Raw genomic sequence first — 18,552 nt, 5'->3', positions numbered from 1 at the left:
GAAATCCCGGTCCCGCGTCTTGGCCAAAACATGGTGCGGCCTTCCCCCTGCACGAGGGCCCCTCGTCAGACGGACGCTGCCGAAGCCTGCTCGCTGTGTGCAGTAGGTTCGGCCGTGTCGGGGGCGGTGTAGAAGACGGACGCGCCTTGCTTGGCGCGTTGCGCCTGCCCCTTGGCCACGAGTCCTTCAAGGGTGGTGCGCACTACGGTTGTCTTGACGGTGCGCTCGGGGTACTGCCGTTCCAGTGCGGCAGTGATTTCGGCAGCGGAGCGAGGTTCGCTCTGGCTGGCCAGGTGTTCACGGACGAGGTCGACGAGCGTGGGCAGAGACGAGTGCGTGGCCTGCGCCTTGGCGGTGCTCTTCTTGCCGGTCCGCTTCCCGGCTGGGGCGCTGGGCTTGGTCTTCTGCTCGGCCGCACCTGATGCGGCTGCTCGCTTTTTGCGGGGAGCGGGCACGGTTGCGACGGGTTGGTCGGCGGGCGTTGCGGCTTTCGATGGGATGCCGAGGGCCTGCTGGAGACTTACCAGGACGCTGTGGTCGTGCCGCAGAGCGGCGAGCTGCCCCTGGAGGACGTCGATTTCACCGCTGAGGCGTTCTTGTTCTTTAAGATTACGATCAAGGTCGCTGGCTACCTGAGAGCTGTACTGTGAGGTCAACTCGGTAGCTGTGCCAGTGGTTTCGGACATGGTGTTCACACCCTTCCCGGACACCACGGCCAGTGAACCGCGGCGTATGCGAAACCTAACGTGTGCGCTTTCCCGCCTGGTGTCACGTGAGCAGTAGCAGTCACTACCGCACAGCTGTGTCACGGCGATGGTTCGGAAGACATGCGCCTTGTTCTCCGCAGTATGGCTGAAAACCAGCGGATCGAAGCCCGTTGTGGTCAAGTCGAACATCTTGGAACGGTGCCGCGAATGCCGGAGTGAGACGAAGCCGGCTGCCAGCGCACTTCGTCTGTGTCCCGCCGATGGTGCCACGCTGACAGAGTGCGTCTGGCCACGAGCCGGTCGAGAAGTTCTCCGGTCTGTTGAGGCGAGTATCCGCACAGGTGTGCAACGGTGGCCAGGTCGGGGGCGGGGCTGGCTGGGGCGGTGTGGGCAGCTAGCACGAGAGCGGTCAGGTGTTCTGCCGGTGTTGCCGCCGCTGGGGCCGCAAGCGGGGTGGGCCGTAGCGCCCAGTGGGCAGCCCGCCTGCGAGCGCTGCGACTTGGGGCCTGTTCCAACACGGTGTTGTCGAGTAACCGCACCTGCACGCATGTGGCACGAGGAGCGGGCAGGTCAAGCCAGCCACCCTGTGCGAGCTCTTGCCATACTTCCGTGCGCCGGTACAGGCGCATCCCTCGCAGCAGGCCGGCAGGCAGTCGGGCGGAGCCCTGTCTGCTGGCGCGCAGGGCGCACTGCAGGGCAAGCATTCGGGCAGCGGGGGAGGTGACGCAGGGGAGTGCGGATGCGAGGTAGGTGAGCATCTCCCGGACCCGTTTTCTGTGCTCGTCGTCCACCTGGGGCCGGTGTGGGCGGGCAGGCCTGCCCGCCTGGTGAGGGCCGAAGAGGGTGTCCGGTACGACGGCGGTGTGGCTCATCGCTGCCGCACAGGCCGCGCAGGTATCCGCCAACCGCCACGCGCGGCCGCTCCGGTCGCGGGTGAGCGCGAGCAGCACCGGCCCGGTGCAACCGCGGTGCCGGGGGTGCCAAGAGCAGCCGTGTTCCCGGCATTGGCAGGTACGCAGGTGCGGCGGCAGTGTGTCGCTGCGGGCGTGGCGGGCCAGATGGGCCAGGGCGGCGGAGCGCGGGGAGGGGGCATAAAGGGCAGGGTCCTGAACGGGGCAGTACGGGCAGAGGAGAGTCAGCCCGCCCGCCTGCGGTCGCAGTTCCACCGTCCAGATGCGCCGCACTGCGGCATGCGCGCCGGCAAGCCTCATCGACTGGCTGTCCTCCCGTTCTGTCCGCGCCGTAGGCGGGGTGCATGACCGCAGGCACCCCCGGGACGCACGCACCGTAGTGCAGAAGCCTGCACCCCGGCCCGCGACCCCCAGAGGCAAATAGTGCAGAGGTCTGCACTGACAGGGCAGAGCTCTGCACCGTCGGATGGTGGGGTGACGATCTTCCCGCCCGACCCCAACTTCAGCGCCCTGCGAGTCGAACTCGCACGGCTGCGGGGCGAGCGCGGATGGACCTTCGATGAACTGGCCGAACGCAGCGGGCTGGCCAGGCGCACTCTCATCGACCTCGAACACGGCCGCACCACCGGCAGCCTCACCACCTGGCACGCCCTCGCCCACGCCTTCGACGTCCCCATCGAACGCTTTCTCACCTCCCTTTGTGACGGCCACCAGACCCCCGGCACGCCGTCCCCCTGATCCGGCACAGCCCGGGGCTAGCCTGCCGCCCACGAGAATCACCCGCACAGGCGAGACGTGATCGAATAACTGATCCCCTTCTCGTTCAGCCGTTCCCGCCAGCTGCGCCGATCGCGTGACATCAGCGAAAGCCGCCACCACCCAACGGCGTGGCACCTGGCACGGTCGCAGTCATGCGCCCCCACACCCCCCACGGTGGCCGTCACTGGGACGGCAGCCCCCGTCATCTGCCCTATCGCCGCACTCTGCGGATCGCAGCAGACAGCCCCAGCCGCCTGCTGCGCGCCGGGCAGACCGGCCGCTGCCGCCACTGCGGCAACCGCATCGACTGGTACGAGCGCTACGACGGCCGGCCCATTGACCTGTACCCCGCAGAGGTCATCACCAGCGACATCTCCGCAACCTGTCGCTGGCACGTCAGCAGCGGCATCGCCTATCCCCACGACGACGGCAGCGGATGGTGCCGTCTCCCACACGCCGTGCTCTGCCCCCGGTGGCCCCCGCACTGTCAAACCGACAGCCCCAGGCTCGTATCACTCCGCCGCGAACTCGGCATTCGCACCCGGCGCATGATCGATACGGGCGCCTTCACCCCGGACGCCAACACGCCCAACACCGAGGCACCAGAGGACGACAGCGGCCAGGAGCCCCCGCCCCAGAACAACGGCTGCCCAGGCGCACCCAGCGCCGCACTGCCCCGCCTTTAGACCAACAGCCGTGTACCTGACCTCGACTGCGCGGATGCCCTTCAGCCTGCTCCAGTGCCTCTTCCGCGCCCAGCTGCCCAACCTCGCACAACACCGTCCAGCCGGAGGCGACAGATGCCGCACCACGCCCTGGAGATCACGCTCACCCGCGCCGCGAGCCCGCCCGAACTCGCCGCCGCCTGCTGCCGGATGCCGCTCGCCCCCAACCACGACGCCACCCGCCTCATGGCCCTCATCAAGGCCGACGCCCCCGACCGGGCCGCCCACCGACTGCGTCGGCGGCTCGAGGACCGGCTGCCCATCGACGCGATCACCACCCACTATCGGGACGCGAGCGGCACAGTCCTGCTCAACATCGCCTTCCCGCCCTCCACATACGCCGCCTTCACCCGCGCGGCCCACCACGTAGGCCAGGAACCCAGACGCTTCCTGGAACTGGCCATCCACCGGGCACTGGCCGAGCACGCCGACCGGGAAGCCGACCGCCTCGATCGCGAGGTACACCGGCTCCTGGCCGGCACCACCCCCGCACACCTGCTCTCCGCTGTCGGGCACGCGCTCACCCGACTTCCCGAAGGACCCACACCGTGAAGCCCACCGACGAACAGACCGCCGCGGCCGACGCCTTCCGCCGCGGCGAACACCTGGCCCTGCAAGCAGGAGCCGGCACCGGCAAAACCACCCTGCTGGAGATGCTCGCCCGCTCCACCAAACGCCGCGGCCGCTACCTCTCCTACAACCGGTCCATCGCCCAGGACGCCACCGCCCGCTTCCCCAACACCGTCCAGTGCAAGACCACCCACTCCCTCGCCTACGCCGCCATCGGCCACCGCTACACCCGCCGCCTCAACGCCCCCCGACGCCCCGCCTGGAAGACCGGACGGATCCTCGGCCTCACCGAAGACATCTGCATCGGAGAACGCAAAATCTCCCAACGGGCCCTCTCCAACACCCTCCTGCGCACGGTCAGCCGCTTCTGCCACACCGCCGACCAGACCATCACCCACCGCCACGTCCCGAAACTGCGCGGCCTGGAAGACAAAGACCTCCACCGCGAACTGGCCGACCACATCGTCCCCGTCGCCCACAAAGCCTGGAAGGACCTGCAAAACCCCAACGACGGCTGCGTCCGCTTCGAACACGACCACTACCTGAAGATCTGGGCCCTCACCCAGCCCAAACTCGACGCCGACTACCTGCTCCTGGACGAAGCCCAAGACACCGACCCCGTCGTCGAGGCCATCTTCCTCGCCCAAAGCGACCACGCCCAACTCGTCATGGTCGGCGACTCCGCCCAGGCCATCTACCACTGGCGCGGCGCCAAAGACGTCATGACCGGCTTCAACGGCACCCAGCTGACCCTGTCACAATCCTTCCGCTTCGGACCCCACCTCGCAGCAGAAGCCAACCTCTGGCTCCACCTGGCCAACGCCCCCATCCGCCTCACCGGCACCCCCACCGTGCCCACTGAAATCGGCCCCGTCGCCTACCCCGACGCCGTCCTGTGCCGCACCAACGTCGGCGCCATGGCCCACGTCATCACTCTCATGACCGCCGGATACCGGGTCGCTCTGGCCGGAGGAGGGGAAGGACTGTGCGCCCTGGCCGAGGCAGCACGCGACCTGAAAGAAGGACGACCCACCCACCACCCCGAACTCGTCCTCTTCCTCAGCTGGGAAGACCTGAAGGACTACGCCGCCAACGACCCCGCCGGACGCGACCTGCAACCCCTGGTCAACCTCGTCGACAACCACGGCACCGACGCGATCCTCGCCGCCGTCGCCCGCCTCATGCCCGAAGAGCACGCACAGGTCACCATCTCCACCGCCCACAAGGCCAAAGGACGCGAATGGCCTCGCGTACTGATCGCCGACGACTTCCCCCGCCCCAAAGAACTCCAACCGCAGGACAACTGCAGCATCGCGCCGCCGCCCGAACCGATCGACGACGCCGAAGCCCGCCTGGCCTACGTAGCAGTCACACGCACCCGCCAGCGTCTGGACCTTGGGGGCCTGTCCTGGATCCACGACAGCTCTGGCACGCCGGGGAACAGTGGTGGTTCTACCGTGCGGCCGGCGACATAGCACTGTGACAGGGATTGGACGGGTTTTTGGAACGTTTGGACGAGGCGGCCGTGCCCCATCGGGTGGGATAGTCGGGGCCGCCGGGTGCGGCCGAAGTCGAATGAGGCAGGGTGAGCGGCATGGTGACCTTGGCCAGCCCGTCGGTGGGCACGTCGGTACGCGCAGCCTCCGCGGCACTGCTGGATCCTGCCGCGCTGTCTGTCTCGCTCCAGCTGATGGGCAGCCCGGCGCTGCTGTTTTACCGGCTTGACGAGGAAGAATGCGCACGCCGCGCCCGCGTGTCAGCGGCCCGTCTGGACAGCCTTGATGCGCTGCAGACTCTCCTGGAGCTGCCCGTCGACGAGCCCGTCGCACTCGCGTCGCTGCCCGCACGTCTACGTTCGGCGGTACGGCGGCTGCCGGCCGGCGCCGCCGAGGCCGACCGCCGTGAGGTCACCCGGCGCGCGGTGCGACCGCTCACCATTGATCTCGCTGTGGTCCGGTCGAGCGCCGCGGGATGGCGCGGAGGGCTGGAGCAAGCCGGCCGTTTCGCCCCCTTCTGTCGGCGCGCCCTGCTGCTGGACAGTGCTCCGCCGGCGGCTGAAGAGATGCTGATGGAAGCCGCCTTCTACGGTATCGGCATCCTGGTGGCCGACGGCGAGAGCGTGGACATGCTGCTGGAACCTCGGCCCTACACCCCGCGCCGTTACACCCCCGCAGCGTGGTGCTTCACCGAGGAGTTCCACCACCGCATCAGCTAGTCACGGTTCACTGCGCTCCGCACCCGCCACCGGGCGTGCCGCGGACGAAGCCTGCCGGGCGACGGGGGCCTGCGCCCACTGCAGCAACTGCAGGGGCACCTTGAAGGCGCTGAACCCGGGATGGTCGAGTTCAGCGTTGAGCACCGTGTAGCGGTCCACCGCACGCCGGCAGCGCTGCTGCCACCACGCGGGCCGCCCGGTCGGCTCGACAGCGTCCATGGTGCGCAGCCACTCCATCAGCACCGCCGCATTGTGGGCGGCCGCCGGCACCTGCCAGTGATTGCTGACGAACGTGTCCAGCACGAGTCCGTCACAGGCCGCACACCAGCACACCGGCGCCAGGCCCGCGGCGAACCTCTTCGCCAGCGTCTCGCCGAGGAAGAAGTCCATCAGCTCCGGCAGCAGCACGGAGGGCGAGTTCGGTCCGCCCGCGGATCGCTTGGCCGCCTGGCCGGGCGGCACGATGTGCCGCACGCTGCTGGTGGCGCCGAAGGCGGTGAACGCCGCCCCGTGGGCGAGGGCCCCGAACGCCGCGAGGTCGGCACGCAGCAGCGCCGTGCCGGGCACGTCCGCCAGCAGCCGCTTGAGGTTGCCCACCGCCTGGGAGAAGCCGGCCAGCGGGTCCATCTGTCCGCCGAGCATAACTGCCTTGGGGTTCGGCACGAGATTGAGCCAGGCGATCAGCTGCTCGACTGCGTCGTCGCGTAGCCACCCCACGTCCACGGGAACGCTGAAGAAGACGTGGGGGTCCTCCAGCTTGAGGACCTGGTGGACGGCGGCCTTGAGGGCGTCGGAGTCTTCCGCGTGCAGATACCCGGTGGGCGTCATGGCCGCCGTCGCGCCCACACGGTGGCCCACCTGCTCCTCGATCGACAGCCTCAGCGGGTCGCCGAAGGCCAGCTGCCCTTCCGAGACGTCGGGGAAAGGATCGTCCTCACTGGCCGCCGCCACGGTGTAAACGGCGGGATCAGCGAGCAGCGGTCCCGTGAACCCCTCCTCGCGCAGCTTGCGGACCTTCGCCGCCGCGCCGGGCCCGCTGACGACGAGCCCGCTGCGCACCGGATCCAGCTGTGCGCGGATGTAGCCGACCCGGCTCACTCCGGCCTGCAGTAGCATCCGGCCCCGCAACTGCACAGGTACGGCGGGCGGTTGGGTGAGAGGAGAGTCGGGAGGCTCCGCGGGATCGGAACCGGCGTCTGGGCGCGGGGAGGGGAGCGACTCGGTCATGGCCTCACCTTCGAAGCGGGATTCACCGCCGCGCCTTCGCGCGGGGCATACAGCAGCTGGAAGTCCTCGGGCAGCAGCCAGGCACAGCGGGCCAGCTCCTGCTCGCTCATCCCCGTGGCCAGAGCCGAGCGGATCAGCCCAGGGACGTACCGGGGCCGCTCCCGGTCTACCTCGACCGGTTCGGCCGTGCGGTAGCCCAGCGCGGACATCTCCACCATCACGCTGCGGTACTGCCAATCCGTCACGATGTTCAGACTCTGCGCCCGGCGCAGCAGCGCGGCCATCGACACCTTCCACTCCCGCTTCAGCCGGGCCAGCAGTTCCAGGTCGACGCGAGGCGTGAAGGCGGAGCGGATGTCACGCGCGGGCATGAGGAACTCGGCAGCGAATTCGTCGGCCTGCCGCTCCTGCGTGCCGCTGTCGCCGGGGGACTGGTGCAGGACCAGGTGCCCCAGCTCGTGCGCCAGACTGAAGCGGTAGCGGTCTGCGGGCGCGTGAGCGTTGGCCAGAACGAGCGGCGGCTGCGTTCCGTCCCATTGGCTGACCGCATCGAGCCGGTCGCTGCCCAGATCACGCGCGACCACCAGGGTCCCGGCCGCCTCCAGGGATGCGGTGATGTCCGGCGCCGGGCCCGGAGGCATGCCCCAGGCCTTGCGAACCTGTCGGGCTGCGTCCTTGGCCGTGGTCAGGGCATCGAGTGCGACAGTGGGAATGGCCGCGGCCCGCACGCCGAGACCAGGGCGGCACGCGGCGATGCCCTGCAACTGAACGCGTGTCAGGGCGAGGTGGGCATGCTGGCGCCGCAGGGCGGAGACGGTCAACGACGCACGCTTGCGGTGGTGGACGAGCCCCACGCCGATCCCGTGCACCTGCGGATTCAGACACAGCAGTTCCGGCGGATACCCCAACGCCGCCGCATACAGCTCCAGCCGCTCTCCCGAGACCGCCAGCCGGCCGCTCTCGGCGCGGCTCACGTACCCCTGCGACACCACGGCATCACCGCCGGAGGCTTTCACCATCGCCTCAGCCACGTCGGCTTGCGTCATGCCGCGGAACTCCCGGGCCACCACCAGCATCCCCGGCTGCGCCGGACGTACGTCACTCATGCCGTACCACCTCGGATCAGACCTCAAAAGATTAGCTTCAAATATTCCTACCTGTATCGAAGTTGACAAAAGTGACAGAACGTCAAGCTGTGGAGCCGGTGTACGCCGCCGGGTACGACACCTGGATCGAGCAGAAGGTCATGCCTGCTCGTCTGTTGGACAGGGACAACGAGCTGCGGGAGCTGGCCACGTTCTGCACCGGCGGAGATCTGTCGGGCGCTTCCCCGTATGTGTGGTGGCAGGCAGGCCCATGGGCGGGGAAGTCGGCTCTGCTGTCCGAGTTCGTGCTCCGGCACCGGCCCGATGGAGTGGAGTGTGTCAGCTACTTCATTGCCGATCGCTTCGCGCGCAACGACCAGGAGGGCTTCGCCGAGACGGAGGCATTACACCGGAGGAGGCGTCACCAGCTTCGTAGCGCGGGAGTCGACGTTTGCTGCGCAGCTCAGGACTGGCAGGTCGTGGTCGGGCAGGCCGTTCATTTCGACGGCGGCCCGGCTGAGGAGGTGAGCGGCCTGGACGGACTGGCCATCGGCGATGGCGGCGTAGAACCGGTCGGCGTAGGTGATGGCGGCGACGTCACCGATCGAGTCAGACATGCCGATGACGAACGGGACAGTGTCGACGAGGCGGGTGATCTGGGCTGTGGAGTAGGAGGCGTTGAGCAGCACGATCAGCGGCTTGTCGTCGACGGCCGCGATGGCCCGTGCGAAGGCATCGGCGCTGAGGATGGCTTGGTCGTGGAAGCCGTCCTCGTCCTGCTCGGAGGCGATCAGGTCCTGTGTGCTGTGGCCGGTGAAGTGCACGACGTGCGGGCGGAACTGGCTCAGTGCAGCCAGGAACACGTCTGTGGTTGCAGCCGTGTGAGCCTCGAGCTCGATCAGGTTGCGGTGCGCGGCACTCTGCACGGCCGCAAGGATCCCCTGCTCCCGTGCGACTCGCAGGTCGCGGTCAGCGGCGGCGTTCAGCAGCAGCACTCGCAGTTTCTCCGGTTTTGAGGTCTGAAGCGCCCTTAGCTCGGTGCGTACGTGCCCCGCGGCCGTCGACAGACGATTTTCGATCCCGGTCTGATCAGCCACAGCGCGACGCTCGGCCTGCTCCGCCTTGGTGAGCTTCGCCGCCAGGTCCGCCACCTCCTTGCCGTACTGGGTCGCCCTCGCGTGCCAAAGCTGCGCATCGCGACCGGCCTCGTCCGCTTGGTTCTCGTAGTGCTGTGCGGTGCGCAGTCTGGTCGACTGGGCGTTGGCGTTGTCCGTCCTGCCAGCGTCCGCCCGCTCTCTTGTAGCCATTGCTCGCTGGTCGACTTCCCTTCTTCGGAATTCGTCGGCCCTTTTCTCCGCGTCGGCGCGGGCCTTGTTCTTCGTATCCAGCTGGCTCCGGTAGTAACTGGCCGTTACGGGAGTACTCTTCTGTGTCGAAGCAGCGGCGAGCGCTTCACCCAGCAGTTCGATTGAACCCTCGTACAGCCAGCCGGCTTGGGAATCCGGTCGGACACGTGCTCCGAGCGGCACGAACCGGCCCGCCCAGGCCGGGTCGAGTATCTCCGCGATCAGGATGCGCAGGGTGTTGGACACGGCGAAGTGCACGGGTGAGTCGGCGAAGCTTGCCGCCCGGCGTGACTTCTCCCTGACGAACGTGTTGCTCGCAAGCAGGGCGGCCTCCGACACAGCTCCGCCGACAAGGCCCAGGCGGGTGTCCGCCACCTCACCAATGGAGGCCCCGACGCCGAGCATCACTTGATGCCTGACGGCAACTGTCTGCAGTTCGGCCAGCACTCGACCCATGTCCTGCACGGCCGTCGGGCCGTTCAGTATCACCAGCAGATCTGCTCTCGCATCTGTTGCCTCCTCGGCGACTACACCGTCGATACCGGCACGGCGCATGATCTCAGTCAGGGAATCCCTGATGTCATGCACCAACTCCAGTTCCCGGTGGGGAGTGTCTGTGCCCCATCGGCCGCTGACGGTATGCGCTTCGACGGCAAGGCATACGGCAGATGGCCACTTCCAGGAATCGGCGGCCGGCTCGATTCCTATGTCTTCCAGCTCGTACGGCGTCGTCATGTGTGTGGCCAGTGTCCGGCGGAAGCCCCGGTCTTGGAGGAGTAACGCAGCGGACACCGCTATGAGCTGGGGAAGCTGTCGGTGCCGCCGGGTGACCATACCTACGAAGAAGCCGTCGCAGGACACCAGTGCACCCGACGATCCCGCCAACGCGCCCTTTCTGAAGGGCTCTGTGCCTTCGATGGCGAGCCCCACGTTGGTAGGCCGAGCTTGCCCACGCAGCTCAGTCCGTCCGCCCAACTGCCCGAGGCCGGTGACGCGCACGGGTGACATGAACCCTTCGGGGACGCGCCCCCAATTCAACCGGGACGGCAGGAGCCGCTCCCAATCCCAGCTGTCGAGGATATTCTCGCCCGTGACCACCAGGGCGGCGTCCAGGGCCCCCGGCCCTTTCCACACGGTTCGGCAAGCGATCTCCTTACCGTCCGTGCGTACGATCCGCAGCAGCGCTTCATCCGGCATGTGGGCGCAAGTCAGCACGAGACGGGGGGTCAGCATGATGCCGGCTTCGGTGTTCGTGTCCGCACCGTGCCCCCCTCTCACCATGACGACGCGCTGGGACTGATCGAAAGTCCGCAATCGGTCCGTGGCCGGGGGGCCGGAAGCCGGTTCGGTGTCCGTCGGCAGATCCACAACCGGCGCCGCCGACCGCTCCCCGAAGGGCTGTTGTCCTTCACTCACCGGGAGGCTGCCGTCTGCCGCGTCGGTGGTGCTGCCCCGCATCTGCTCCCTGAGGCTGTCGATGACGAGAGACTTGGCCACCTCGTCGAGGGTGATCGCCAAGCCGCTGGGGAGTCGGGGGAAGTCGCGCTCGATATGGTCGAGCAGCTGGCTGTGCGTCAGATTCGTCATGGCCCGGAACTGGTTGTCGAGGCGGTACTCCTTTCGGTGGTGCCCGATGAAGTCGAGCACGGTGAGTACCCGCTTGCCCGGGGAGCGAGCAAGGCCGACACCCAGCTGCTGCAGGAACCGCGCGCCGCTCGACGTTGGGCGTAGGAGGAGCAGTGTGTCCACCTCAGGGATGCTGAAGCCGTGGCTGAGCATTTCGACGCTGAAGATGACCTGCAAGTCGCCGTTCCTGAGGGAGGAAAGTGCTCGCTCACGCTCTGATGCGGGAGTCTGCGACGTGAGAGCCCTGGCGTGGAAGCCGGCGGAGCGGAAGAACTGAGCCATGAATTCGGCGTGTGCCACGGACACGCAGAAGCCCACGGCGCGCATGGCCTTCGCATCAGGGATCCTGTCCCGGATAGCGTTGACGACCAGCTGCGCTCGTGCGTGGTTGCCGGTCAGCACGGCTTTCAGTGAAGCCGCGTCGTATCTTCCCTGCTTCCAGCCCAGTAGTTGAAGGTCGGTGCCGTCTGCAATGCCGAAGTAGTGGATGGGGCATAGGAGATCACTGGCCAGCGCGTCCCGAAGCCGCATCTCTGCAGCGATACGACCGTCGAAGAATGCATCGTGGATGCTCGAGCCGTCCGTCCGCTCGGGAGCCGACGAGAGGCCGAGCAACTCCATAGGCGCGAAGCGCTCCAGGACGTTGGCGAAGGCCGGCGATCCTGCCCCGTACAACTCGTCGATGACGATCACATCGAAGTGATCGGGTGGCAGCTCGTCCGGGACCCGTTCGAGGGAGTGCCAAGTGGTGAAGACGTGATTCCAACGTCCCGGGATCTCCCCGCTGTACAGGCGCTCCCCGAACTCTGGCGTCATGAGTACGCCTTGGTAGGTCCGGTGCGCCTGGTGCAGTGCTTCTATGGTGCCCGCGATAAAGAGTAGGCGCAGGTCCCGCTGGTGCTGCTCGCGCAGTTGCTGGTAGTCGAAGGCGGCCATGAAAGTCTTGCCGGTGCCGGGGGGAGCGACGAGGAGGTTGCGGTGCCGGCCGTGGATCTCGCGCTCAGCGCGCAGACGATCAAGCATGTCGCGCTGGTGGGCATGCACCATGACCGCCCCGTCGGTTTGGGGGCCGTCCGGGGCGGCCTCCCTGTCCGGTTCCGGCTCTGGGGGATCGCCTGGGATAGCTGGAGCAGATGTCTGCTGGGTGTCGTTGTTCTCGTCATCGGAGGACGCGACCGCGAGGCCGGCCTGCTCGTCGCGGCCGGAGCGAGGCTCGGTGGACTCGAGCCCGAGGAGGCGGGCCGTTGCCGCAGCCGCTTGGGCGACAGGCCGGAGTCCGGTGGGCAGCATTTCCTGGCTGGTGGGCGAGTGCAGTGCGGCGATGATTCCGTGTGGGGCCTGAGGGTGGGCTGCGAGATGCTCGGTGAGTGCGAAGTGGGTGTCCCACAGCTGGTCGCGGCTCAGGAACCCGCGCAGATGTTCCGCCGCGGCCGGGTGGAACCGGTACACGATGTCTGCGTTCTCGTGCCGTGCAGCCGTGAGCAGTCCGGCGGTGAGGAACTCCGCGGTGTCGGCCAGGGTGGCGTCGGGGACGATGCGCTCACGGATCACGTCGAGAACGGGGAGGGGGAACACGTCGAGTGACGAGGCGGCAATCGCCAGTCGCACAGCGGGCGAGCGCAGGTTGTCCGTGAAGGCCTCTGCCGCGGCTGTGACCTGCGTGTCGGTCGCCGGCGCAGCGGGCGAGGCAGCACTCGGTCGCGGACTGCGGTTCCTGGAGGGTACTCGCCCTGAAGCCGGGACGAGGACCGCCTCGCAGCCGCTCGGGTCGGTGCGCATCATCGCGCGTGCCCAGGTGAGGATCTGGTGGGCATCCATCTGCAGTACAGGCAATGCCTGCCAGGGCTGTGTCCCTGGGGCGTCGTCGCGGAAGAGGCGGGGACGGCGGTAGGCGAGGAGCCGTCCGGGGGATGCCGGGACGGAGGCGGTTGCGGTGGTCCGGGGCAGGTCGAGGCCGGAGCGTTGCCAGAGGCGTTCGGGAAGCGGGTTGATCAAGGCCACGGGGGCGGTGCGGCCCCAGGTGTGGAGCGTCTGCCACAGGGCGCTTCGGCGCCAGGCGGGAGCCGCGCAGTCGGAAAGGACGAGCAGGAGCCGGTGGGCCGGCTGGATATGCCGGGGGTCGGACGGGTCCATGGGAAGGAGCCGGCCGTGGTGGTTGTGGAGTACGGGCGGGGCCTCCGGCGGGTGCTCAAGATGCCATACGTGGACGCTGCGGAAGGCGGATAGGGTGCGCAGCATCTTGGTCAGCGCGAGTGAAGTCTCGTCCCAGACGGCCATGGAGGTGCCGCGGTCCACGACCACGACGACTTCCAGCCAGGGCTCTGCGGCAGGCGCGAGCTGGGGGACGAGTACACCGGTGCGGGTGTAGTGATCGACGGTGGCGCCCAGGTCGAGACGGCGGTGAACCCGCGACGGCCGAAAACGGCGCAGAGGGCGCAGAGCGCGGCCGATGTCGAGAGCATTTGGCAGGGCAGGGACGCGGCCGAAGCTCAGGGGGCGGCTGGGGATCGAATGGCTGCTGCCGTCGTCCTTCAGCCAGACCGAGGCGGTCCCGGGAGCGCTTGCCTGCGGACCGGGTTCAGGGACCGACGGATCGTCGCAGGAGTCGTCTGCTGCCGGTTCGGGCAGAAGGGACGACTCAGCCGGTCCTTCGTCGGTCGGAGGCGGATCCGTGGGGAGGTCACCGGCCCGACCGGCGCCGGATCTGGCGGCAGCGAGAAGAAGAGCATCGAGGGCTTCCCGGATGTCGCTCTCCGCGCTGCCGCTGAGGTTGCCCAGGTCGACATGGGCCAGGGCGGCCAGCAGCCGCGCGGCATCGTTTTCAGCCACGCCCGAGTCCTTGGAGCAGCAGCTCCTGCAGCCGCGTCCGCTGCTGGTCGTCCTGGATGCGGTTGCCGCGCAGGAGATGGACGGCGCTCAGCAACTGGTCGACGGCGAGGTTCTCGCCGCGGTTCAGCCTGTCCACGAAAGCGTTCACCAGGGTATGGGTGGTGTCCTGCTCGACCTTCTCCAGGTGGGCCTCGACGATGCTGGTAAGGGTCGGGACTGTGAGGGCGGGCATGTTGAACCGCACACAGCGCCGCAGAAACGGGGCGGGGAAGTCGCGTTCACCGTTGCTGGTAAGGACGATGACCGGAAACTCCTCGCACTCCACCAGACCGTTGTCGATGTCGTGCCGGGTACCCGGATCGGCGGTGCGGACGGTGACGTGCCTCTTTGAGTGTCGGGCAAGTTCGGGAATCTCGAAACGGCCGCGTTCCAGGACGTCGAGGAGGTCGCTCGGCAGGTCGAGATCGCTTTTGTCGATCTCGTCGATCAGGAGGGCGCGGGGGAGGCGGCCGGACAGCAAGGCAGTGCCGAGAGGGCCGAGTTGGACGAAGTCCCCGATGTCGTCACGCGCTGCACGGGTGGCGCGGCGCGCAGCCCGCCCGTTCCTGGAGGCGGCGGGACGGTCGATGGCGCGGAGGTTGTAGGCGTGGATGCGGCCCAGGGCGTCGTAGCGGTAGAGCGCGTCGGCGAGGGTGCTGCGGGAAGTGATGTGCCAACGCAGCACACTCCCGAGCCCGAGTTCGGCGGCGATCTGCTCGATGACGGAGGACTTACCCGAGCCGGCCGGCCCGGTCAGCAGCAGGGGCCGACGCAGATGGAGTGCGGCGTTGACCGCGTCGACCAGTCCGGGGTCCGCCTGGTAGGTGCTCGCAGGGGAAGGTGACGGCACTGCGTCTGCTGCGCCGGCCTTGCCCGTCGGAGCGCGCCACGGAGGCGGGGGAGGCAGCGGCTGAGGCTGCTCGGGGACGCTCCCCGTACCGGTGTAGTACGGCGTCCAGTTCATGCTTGCTCCTTCGGCGTCACGTCTTGTGGGGCGACGACCGCCCGCCCGGCGCGTCGCTGACAGAAGTCCTGCCAGTGCGCGTCGTGCCATGTCGTACGGATATCAGCCAGATGACCGGAAACACCCTCGCTCAGGCTGTTCTCCGACCGCTCCAGGAAGGCGCGGACAAGTTTCTCCGGCAGAGACTCCCAGTGCTCTGCGACCGCATCCTGAAGCGCCTGCACGTCGGGGACACTCTCACGCCGGGGCCAGATCAAGGCCGGGGTGTGGACGAGGAGTTCCTCCAGCATGAGGTCGAAGTCCTTCTCCGGCAGGGTGCTCACTCCCCATACGCAGCTGCCCATACGACGACGGTCGAGTAACTCCTGCAGCCTCTCAACGCTGCTGAGGTCATCGGAGTCGAGCCATGACGGGCCGGCCTGAGCCTTGGTCTGCAAGGAGGACAGCAACTGGCTCCCGGCGTGCAGCATTTCGTCGAGGCTGAAACCGGATGGGGGTGTCAGCAGACCCGACCAGCGTGTCGTGACGTCGTAGTCGACGCCCAGCATCCGTCTCTTGCGGACCACTCGCCACTCCTCTGGTGGGGATTCCAGCAGCAGAAAGGTCGGGACCGACACATCGACCTGCACCAGCCGCTCGCCCGCAGCCCCCAGCCAGGACAGTGCCCACTCCCGGGCATCATCCAGCGCCGACACCAGGCCATCCGGCCCCGGCGCGCACGGGAATTGCGCGGTGTGCACCACGGCTGAGCCGAAGAGAAGCGATGCCTCCACACGGACGACGTCCTCACCGCCGTCGTCGGCGGCCACCAGGACCAGGCGGGGTGTCGCCCCGCTCAGTTCCTTCAGCCGACTGTTCAGAGCGATGGTGGCTCCCGATTTGGCCGCCCAGACGGCCAGTTGCTGCGGAAGAACACTTGGTGGACTGATCAGGTGAGCTAGGGCGGCGACGAAATGCACCAGCGTCCGCTGCTGTCCTTCGGCGGTGACGGCCGTTTGGTTGAGAACCGCGTGCTCCACCAGGTCACGCAGGGAAAGGCAGGGCACCCGGACCACCACCTCCAGTGGGAATCCGGCGCGTGCCGCCGCCTTGCGGAGCAAGTCGTCCGTCAGAGCATCGCCGAAGGTCTCCTGGAGGACGGCGACGGCGCATGTGCAGATGCCTAGGTCACGCTCGAACTCCAGGACGCGTTGGACGGCGGGGTGGCCGAGATGTTCCTGTCCCGGCCCGCCGAGCCAGTCCGTGAGCTGTTCTCTGCTATGGATGCCTTCCGTGCCTTCCAGCGGACGCAGCAGCTTGCGCAGCCTCTCGCACGCCACGGATCCGAGAGAGCCGGCGGCGCGTCTCACGGTGGCCTGGGCGTTGTGGGCCAGCCACAGTGATTCACCGGACACAGGAGCGCCGTCGAATACGAAGCCGCCGGGCTCCTGGGTGCGGATACGGCCGCGCAGCTCCTTGATCAACTGGGCGTCGACGGCCAAGAGCTCCCCGGCATGCGCCACCCCGTTCTCCAGCAGCTCGGCAAGCTGGACACTCAGATTCATGTCCCATGCCGGCAGATGAGCGGAAGCGGCGAAGAGAACCGTAAGATGCAGACTGCCCTGCTGGAGCCCGGCTGTCGCGGACTGCGGATTCACCAGCGCGGCGGCCGCGTGGCAAGTGTCGACGATGGCTATCACACCATCGACTCCTGTCTCGTTCGCCACCGCACCGATCGTGGACGCCACATCCAGTTGGTGGATCGCTCCGTCCTGCGTGCTGCCCGAGGTGACGAAGTACAGCGGGCCACCGCAGCCACCTGTCCCATGGCCCAGCAACGCCAGGATGAGCGGGCCGCGGTCCTCGTTCGCCTTTCCGACTGCAGTAGTGATCGCCTTTCCGACAACCTCTTTGCCCAGGGCGGTGCCCACGAGCAACGACCCTGTTTCGCCCTCACCCCGGTCCCGACAGGCACCGAGATCCGGGTTCACGAGCACCTTGTGGAGACGGCGCGCCGCGTCTTCCAGGCCCGGAAGTTCCTCCGCGCCGCTGCACTGGGCGCCGACCACCAGCACATGGCGGAGTGCCGCTGATCTGACGAGGCCTGTCACGGCACAAGAGCCTTAAGGATCGGCCCGGCCACCTCCGCATGTTCCAGGTACTTGGTAGCTGTATGGGTCCACACCCCACCGGACTTCACGGGCGCGGTCTGCGCCTTCACCCCTCTGCTGCTCGGCGCGATCCAGTCCGCCAGCCGTGGACGCCCGACCACGACGTCGTTTCGGTCCCAGAAGTTGTGCCACGCCCCCACCCCTTCCGGGCAGGACGGCGGCCGCGGCACCAGACGCTGCAGGACCACGCCGCCCAGCGCGAGAGGTGAACCAAGCGTCACCCACAGGGCCACCGAGCCCTCGTACTCGTGCAGGGCTTCATAGGCTACAACGGTGCCCAGGGAATGTGAGACCACGACAAGGGGACGAGTGGGATCCAGTCCCTCCAGCACCCGGGAGCGGATGGCCGAACCCAGCGAGGCCTTGTCACCGCTTCGGTTCAAGTAGCGTGCGACTTGGGAGAGATGCAACGCGAACGCCTGACCAGTTGCCCAATGCGCACCTTGGCGAAGGCCGGGCAGCTGGAGCAGCGTTGTGGTCACCCCGACCAGTCGCCGCGCGAACCCGCCCACACCCTGCGCTCTGCTGCCGGATGAGAGCGCATCGACATGGTGCCGGGCCTGTTCGATGACCCTGCCGTCGCGCGTACCGGCATCCGGTGGATGCTGCTCGGCGAGCTCGTCCACCATCGCCTGCAACAAGCCTGAGAGCACCTGTTCGTCGGACGGGTCCAACTCACCGCCCAGCGCGCCTCCCTGGGCCCCTCGGGGGTTGAACAGATCGCTGTAGTCGGCGAAACGGGCCTCCGCCAGCCAGCCTTGGGTGAGCGCCGAGACCAACTCCGCCCGTCCGGCGGCCCGCACACCGGTGGCCAACGCTCGTAGCCATTGCTGCCGTTCCGCCTCCGCGCTGCGGAGTCCGCCGATCCCGTGAACGAACACGAGCTGCGGATTCGCCGTCCCCACCACGAGCCTCCCCCGGCCTTACTGTGCGAAGACCATCCTGCCTTGTGCGAGCCGAGGACGGTACTTGAAGCATCGAGGAACACGACGCTGGTAGCGGGTTGACGCGGTCGGCCGCGAACGCCGGGGAGTACGTGACCGTCGTGGAGCTCGGGAGCGTTGCACCGTCGCCCGTATCCCAGCACTGTTCCAACTCCAGTACAAGACCGGTGGCGTCAGGCTTCGACGTTGATGCCGTAGTCGGTGGCCAGGCCCGCGAGGCCGGTGTCGTAGCCCTGCCCGGCGCCGCGGGCCTTCCAGCCGGTTGGTTCCAGGCTGGGCCGACCATGAGCCCGGCTACGGGGGCGGGCATGCCGAGTGCCGCCAAAGCCACGTACTGGAACACCGCCCGCTCGGTGCTGGCGGCGCGCACCGAGCTGCGGCAGCTGGCCCGCACCGGGGAGCAGCCGGGCAGCGTGAAGGCCCGTCCGCACCGCCAGGAGGGGGGATTGAGGGCC

At 68.0% G+C, this 18,552-nt stretch carries 12 protein-coding genes; 5 read left to right on the top strand and 7 right to left on the bottom strand.

What is annotated here, in order from left to right; genetic code table 11:
• Positions 1 to 65: 65 nt before the first annotated feature.
• The gene (locus ACWGJ5_RS41955) at positions 66 to 896 is read right to left on the bottom strand and encodes a hypothetical protein (protein WP_453314871.1); all 831 of its coding nucleotides are present in this window, start codon (positions 894 to 896) and stop codon (positions 66 to 68) included.
• Between the two features lie 1,196 nt (positions 897 to 2,092).
• Between ACWGJ5_RS41955 and ACWGJ5_RS41950 the strand changes: the two genes are divergently transcribed.
• The 5 genes from ACWGJ5_RS41950 to ACWGJ5_RS41930 all read left to right on the top strand — a co-directional run bounded on the left by ACWGJ5_RS41950 (position 2,093) and on the right by ACWGJ5_RS41930 (position 5,887).
• Positions 2,093 to 2,356: a helix-turn-helix transcriptional regulator gene (locus ACWGJ5_RS41950; RefSeq protein ID WP_453314870.1), complete on the top strand. Its 264-nt coding sequence runs from the start codon at positions 2,093 to 2,095 to the stop codon at positions 2,354 to 2,356.
• A 173-nt stretch (positions 2,357 to 2,529) separates the two neighbouring features.
• Positions 2,530 to 3,063, top strand: a complete 534-nt coding sequence (locus ACWGJ5_RS41945) for a DUF6083 domain-containing protein (RefSeq protein WP_453314869.1) — start codon at positions 2,530 to 2,532, stop codon at positions 3,061 to 3,063.
• Positions 3,064 to 3,177: 114 nt separating this feature from the next.
• Positions 3,178 to 3,654 (top strand): hypothetical protein, encoded by a 477-nt coding sequence (locus ACWGJ5_RS41940; RefSeq protein WP_453314868.1) that lies wholly within the window; start codon positions 3,178 to 3,180, stop codon positions 3,652 to 3,654.
• Positions 3,651 to 5,147, top strand: a complete 1,497-nt coding sequence (locus ACWGJ5_RS41935; protein WP_453314867.1) for a UvrD-helicase domain-containing protein — start codon at positions 3,651 to 3,653, stop codon at positions 5,145 to 5,147. Before ACWGJ5_RS41940 ends, ACWGJ5_RS41935 begins: the two co-directional genes overlap by 4 nt.
• 110 nt (positions 5,148 to 5,257) lie before the next feature.
• Positions 5,258 to 5,887 (top strand): hypothetical protein, encoded by a 630-nt coding sequence (locus ACWGJ5_RS41930; protein ID WP_453314866.1) that lies wholly within the window; start codon positions 5,258 to 5,260, stop codon positions 5,885 to 5,887.
• On the opposite strand, the gene ACWGJ5_RS41925 is transcribed toward ACWGJ5_RS41930, so the two are convergent.
• The 6 genes from ACWGJ5_RS41925 to ACWGJ5_RS41900 all read right to left on the bottom strand — a co-directional run bounded on the left by ACWGJ5_RS41925 (position 5,888) and on the right by ACWGJ5_RS41900 (position 18,058).
• Positions 5,888 to 7,114 carry a hypothetical protein gene (locus ACWGJ5_RS41925; protein WP_453314865.1) on the bottom strand — a complete coding sequence of 409 codons (1,227 nt, stop codon included), beginning with the start codon at positions 7,112 to 7,114 and terminating at the stop codon, positions 5,888 to 5,890. It abuts the gene before it with no gap.
• Positions 7,111 to 8,190, bottom strand: a complete 1,080-nt coding sequence (locus tag ACWGJ5_RS41920) for an ImmA/IrrE family metallo-endopeptidase (protein WP_453314864.1) — start codon at positions 8,188 to 8,190, stop codon at positions 7,111 to 7,113. Before ACWGJ5_RS41920 ends, ACWGJ5_RS41925 begins: the two co-directional genes overlap by 4 nt.
• A 413-nt stretch (positions 8,191 to 8,603) precedes the next feature.
• Complete coding sequence (locus ACWGJ5_RS41915; protein ID WP_453314863.1) at positions 8,604 to 14,000, bottom strand: SAV_2336 N-terminal domain-related protein; 5,397 nt, start codon at positions 13,998 to 14,000, stop codon at positions 8,604 to 8,606.
• Positions 13,993 to 15,003, bottom strand: a complete 1,011-nt coding sequence (locus ACWGJ5_RS41910; protein WP_453314862.1) for an AAA family ATPase — start codon at positions 15,001 to 15,003, stop codon at positions 13,993 to 13,995. The genes ACWGJ5_RS41915 and ACWGJ5_RS41910 overlap by 8 nt, the downstream gene beginning before the upstream one ends.
• Positions 15,000 to 17,093 (bottom strand): vWA-MoxR associated conflict system protein, encoded by a 2,094-nt coding sequence (locus ACWGJ5_RS41905; RefSeq protein WP_453314861.1) that lies wholly within the window; start codon positions 17,091 to 17,093, stop codon positions 15,000 to 15,002. The genes ACWGJ5_RS41910 and ACWGJ5_RS41905 overlap by 4 nt, the downstream gene beginning before the upstream one ends.
• Positions 17,090 to 18,058, bottom strand: a complete 969-nt coding sequence (locus ACWGJ5_RS41900; RefSeq protein ID WP_453314860.1) for a hypothetical protein — start codon at positions 18,056 to 18,058, stop codon at positions 17,090 to 17,092. Before ACWGJ5_RS41900 ends, ACWGJ5_RS41905 begins: the two co-directional genes overlap by 4 nt.
• Positions 18,059 to 18,552 lie beyond the last annotated feature (494 nt).

This window comes from Streptomyces sp. NPDC054783 (assembly GCF_053611725.1).
The sequence above is the reverse complement of the archived record's forward strand: the minus strand, read 5'-3'. Positions and strand labels throughout refer to the sequence as shown.

Bases quoted from the DNA above. Each gene is read 5' to 3' on its own strand.
- ACWGJ5_RS41925 (WP_453314865.1), bottom strand. From the start codon at position 7,114: ATGACCGAGTCGCTCCCCTCCCCGCGCCCAGACGCCGGTTCCGATCCC.
- ACWGJ5_RS41920 (WP_453314864.1), bottom strand. From the start codon at position 8,190: ATGCTGGTGGTGGCCCGGGAGTTCCGCGGCATGACGCAAGCCGACGTG.
- ACWGJ5_RS41910 (WP_453314862.1), bottom strand. From the start codon at position 15,003: ATGAACTGGACGCCGTACTACACCGGTACGGGGAGCGTCCCCGAGCAG.
- ACWGJ5_RS41945 (WP_453314869.1), top strand. From the start codon at position 2,530: ATGCGCCCCCACACCCCCCACGGTGGCCGTCACTGGGACGGCAGCCCC.
- ACWGJ5_RS41940 (WP_453314868.1), top strand. From the start codon at position 3,178: ATGCCGCACCACGCCCTGGAGATCACGCTCACCCGCGCCGCGAGCCCG.
- ACWGJ5_RS41955 (WP_453314871.1), bottom strand. From the start codon at position 896: ATGTTCGACTTGACCACAACGGGCTTCGATCCGCTGGTTTTCAGCCAT.